The 3,878-nt window shown below is 64.9% G+C and carries 1 protein-coding gene; it reads right to left on the bottom strand.

Annotated features, from left to right (window positions below; genetic code table 11):
- Window positions 1–283: 283 nt before the first annotated feature.
- The gene (locus tag B3520_RS03635; RefSeq protein ID WP_286804365.1) at window positions 284–3,811 is read right to left on the bottom strand and encodes a UvrD-helicase domain-containing protein; all 3,528 of its coding nucleotides are present in this window, start codon (window positions 3,809–3,811) and stop codon (window positions 284–286) included.
- Between the last annotated feature and the right edge of the window lie 67 nt (window positions 3,812–3,878).

Genomic DNA, 3,878 nt, shown 5'->3' with positions numbered 1-3,878 from the left:
GTGCCAGCGTAACGTTTCGGGAACTAGCGCCTGTGTGATCTTTACGTTGGGTTACGGCGGATGCGCGCTACGCGCTTATCCGCCCTACGCAACCTCCTGAGCCACGCGAAGGCCGCACCCGTCGCCGCAACCCCCGCAATTACGCACCGCACGAGGTCACATCCGTCGCCGAGGCCCCCGCAATTACGCATAGGGCGGAGCCGAGCGCAGCGGTATGACCTGCATCCGCCGTAACCCAAACCTACCTCATCCGCCGCTTCCCGTCCCTGATGCATCAAAGAGGTTAAACGGTGACTTCAACCAACCGCTTTTCCGAGGCCAGCAGCGGGAAATACAGGGCGGTTTTGATGGGGCGGGTTTCGCCCAGGTCTTGCATCACCTTGGCGTAGCGCGCCAACTGCGGCGTATAGGTCGCCACCTCCTGCGTCACAAACGCCTCCGGCGACTGATCCGCCTCCGGTTGGCTGCTCTTGTAATCCACAATCCAGCGCACACCGCCATCCACAAATGTCCGGTCAATCACCGACTCGCGTACCTCACCGCCCACAGCATGATGAATCGCCAGCTCACAGGCGCTTTCCTCATGGGCCGGGTCCAGCAGCCAGCGACCGTCCGGGTCGGTCAGCGTCTGATGCAGCCCCCAGCGAATCTTCTCCAGAGCCTCCGCAATCGTGTCCGGCTCCCAGCCGAACTGGCGCAGCTGCAAGGTCCAGAATGGGCGCTGCTCCTCCGCCCAGGCCTCGGACCAGGCATCCAACGGCTGCTCGCTCAACCGCTGTAGCTGGTTGTGCAATACGGTGCCGGTATGGCGGGCCAGGCGAGCGGCCGGGGCTTCCACTTCCGGAAGGTTCTCCTCGTCGCCAAACTCCCGCCCCCGGTATGCCTGTAACACGGTCACCTCGGAGGGTGCCGGCGCCTGCCAGTCTGGGGGCAGGCGCAGAATGTGTTGGAGTCCCTCGTAGGCGTGGTCACTGTTGGCGCTTGCTGAGGGCGATTGGGTGCCCGCCGGGGCGCTCAACATCTGCGCCTGTACGGGCTCCCAGATGGTGCGTAACAGGGAGCCCTGGCGGGGGGCGCGAGGCTTGCCGCTGCGCGCATCCAAACCCACGCAGGCCAATAAATGCAGGCGTTTGACCGCGCGGGTGCAGCCGACGTATAGCAGCCGGGTGGCCTCGAAGCTGTCCCGCAGCTTGGCTTCGTTGCGCATGAATTGGTAGAGCGGGTCGGTATCGGTGCCGGTGGGAGCCAGCGGTCCCAGCAGCAGTTGGCGTTCCCCGGCCTGATTGATCCGCTGTTGCCAGAGCAGCAGCTCTTTGTCGTCGTTACTGCTGGCCCGGTCCAGCCCCGGAATGATGACGGTGTCGAACTCCAGCCCTTTGGACTTGTGCAGGGTCATCACCTGCAGGCGCGGGTCGGCGTCGGCCCGGGGGGCAGCGAACAGGCTTTCGACGCCGCGCTCGAAGGTGTTCCAGTCCCGCAGGCCGCCGCCGTGCTGGTGCTTTTCCACCAGGTTGAAGTAGCTCGGAATATCCTGCGCGTCGCCGGGCTCGGCCAGCAGAGCCGGGCCGCCCAGCGCCAACCAGACGCCCTCGATCCACTGGCGTAGGGGCTTGCGATGACGCTCCCGCCAGGCGGGCTCCAGCACGGACATCAGTCGATCCAGGCACCGCCGACCGGTGTCGCTGATTCCGGAGATTCGATCGCGTTCCTGCAGCTGCTGCCAGATCATCGGCCAGCCGTACTTGGGCCAGGGGTTCTGCGCACCGAGATCGGTGGTGACCAGTGCGTGCAGGTCGTTCAGGTCGAGACCACACCAGGGGGCGCGCAGAATCGAAAGCCAGGCAATGCGGTCGTCCAGGCTCAACAGGGCTCGCGTCAGGGACATCAGGTCGACAATCGCCATGCGACTGGCGAGTCGGTCGATTTCCGTGGCCTGCCAGTGCAGGCCGCGCCGGGCCAGGGCGGGGAGTATCCACTGCAGGTGCGGTCGGCTGCGCACCAGAATCGCCACCGAGTCTTCCTCATCGGCGGCCAGGGCCTGCTCGGCGAGCTCGGCGACCGACTCGGCTTCCTGCAGTTGCGCCAGGGTCTTGTCCGGGCTGGCCTCCGGGTTGACGGCTTCACTGTCGGCGTCGTCCGAGTCGTTCTGATGCAGACAACCGTAAAACTGGACGGCTTCATTCTCGAGTGGGGCATTGAAGGCGATGGACGGTGAATAGCGCACCGCACCCCGGCCAATATCGTCCCGGGCGGGAAAGGCCCGGGAAAAAATATCGTTGACCCAGCGAACCACGTTGGTCTGGGAGCGGAAGTTCACGGTCAGATCCAGCGCGGTCATGGGTACCTCGCCAATGCCGTGCTCACGGGCGTCCAGGAACAGGCCCACGTTGGCGTCGCGGAACCCGTAGCAGGACTGCATGCCATCACCGACGATAAACAGCGTGCGGCCGTCGTCGGGTTGCCAGCCGGCGGTCAGCTGCTCCAGCAGCCGTAACTGTGGGGCGGCGGTATCCTGAAATTCGTCCACCAGAATATGCTGAATACGGTAATCCAGTTTTAGGGCGATATCCGTTGGGTTTTCTTCATCCCCCAGAGCGAAGCTGGCTGCCTGGGCAATGGCACTGTAGTCGGTGGCGCCCAATTGTTTGAATATCAGGGTCAGCTCGGCGCTGAGCAACGGCAGCAGACGGGTCAGGCTGTCGAGCAGTTGCCACTGGCTTTCGGTGTATTCCGCGGGTGGTAGCTGGCGCACGGCGTGCAGCTGCTCGGCCAGGTCCGGGGTTTCTTCCTGAATCTGTGCGACCCACTCGCCGTACTGCTCTTTCAGTGCAGCGCCGGGTTTGCCCGCGGGGAAGCCTTCCTTTTTGGTCAGCCGCTTGCGCCACTCCCCCTTGGCGGTGAGCATCAGTTCAGCGAGCGCCTGCCAGTCGGCCACCGTCGACGGGCTCGGATCGGGCAGGGCGGTGATGCCTTTCAGGCGCAGAATCGGGCTTTCCGGGTTGTCCTGCTCGACGTTCGTGGCGGCCTGATCGGCCAGGTGGCAGAGATCGCTGGCGTGGTAGCCGATGCCTTCGATCACCCGGTTCAGTTGTTCTTCAATTACATCTTGCAGTACTGCCTCAAGGTAGGGGCGGGCGTGGGCCTGTTGAGCCTCGAGCATCACCCCCAGCCACTGGTCCCGCTTGGCCAGCAGACGCATCAGCAGCGTCTCGATGGCCGGCAGGTTGGTGTCCAGGTGACGCAGCAGGCGCTTCAGGTCCTCCCGGACGGTGTCGTCGGTTTCCAGGCGGGCCAGGAACTGATGTACGGCCTGGCGATAGGCGAGTTCCGGGGCGTCCAGGGTGTCCGGTTGCGCGCCGAGCTGGCTGTCCAGGGGCAGTTGCCGGGTGATGGCGCGACACAGACTGTCGATGGTCTGGATGCGCAGTCGCTGTGGACTCATCAGCAGTTGCCACTGGCACTCTTCGTCGCGCTGCAAGACCGCCTGAGCCAGACGCCAGGTGCGCCGGGCGTGGGGGTTGTCCGGCTCCGACCGTTCGGCGGCCTCGCGCAGGGCCGCCATGATGCGGTCCTGCATTTCCCCGGCGGCTTTGCGGGTGAAGGTGATCGCCAGTACTTCTTCCGGAGCGTCGCAGCGGGCCAGCAAGGTCAGGACGCGCTGAGTCAGCAGCCCGGTTTTCCCGGACCCGGCGGGCGCCGCCACCGCAAAGGAGCGGGTCGGGTCCAGCGCCGCCTGCCGGGCGTCGAAGTCCGGGGGCGCATCGGGGCTGAAGGCGCCGTGGGGGAGGTTGTCCAGAGTTGTTGGGTCCATAAAAAGAACGTGTCAGGTTGGTCGAAAAGTTGGGTAACGGCGGATGCGGGCTTCGCCCTTATCCGCC

The sequence above is a fragment of the Marinimicrobium sp. UBA4509 genome (genome assembly GCF_002388575.1).
Classification (GTDB): Bacteria; Pseudomonadota; Gammaproteobacteria; order Pseudomonadales; family Cellvibrionaceae; genus Marinimicrobium; species Marinimicrobium koreense.
This window is presented reverse-complemented; position numbering and strand designations above follow the sequence as displayed.

What these genes read in the sequence shown, in the direction of transcription:
- B3520_RS03635 (WP_286804365.1), bottom strand. Translation starts at nt 3,811, where the DNA reads ATGGACCCAACAACTCTGGACAACCTCCCCCACGGCGCCTTCAGCCCC.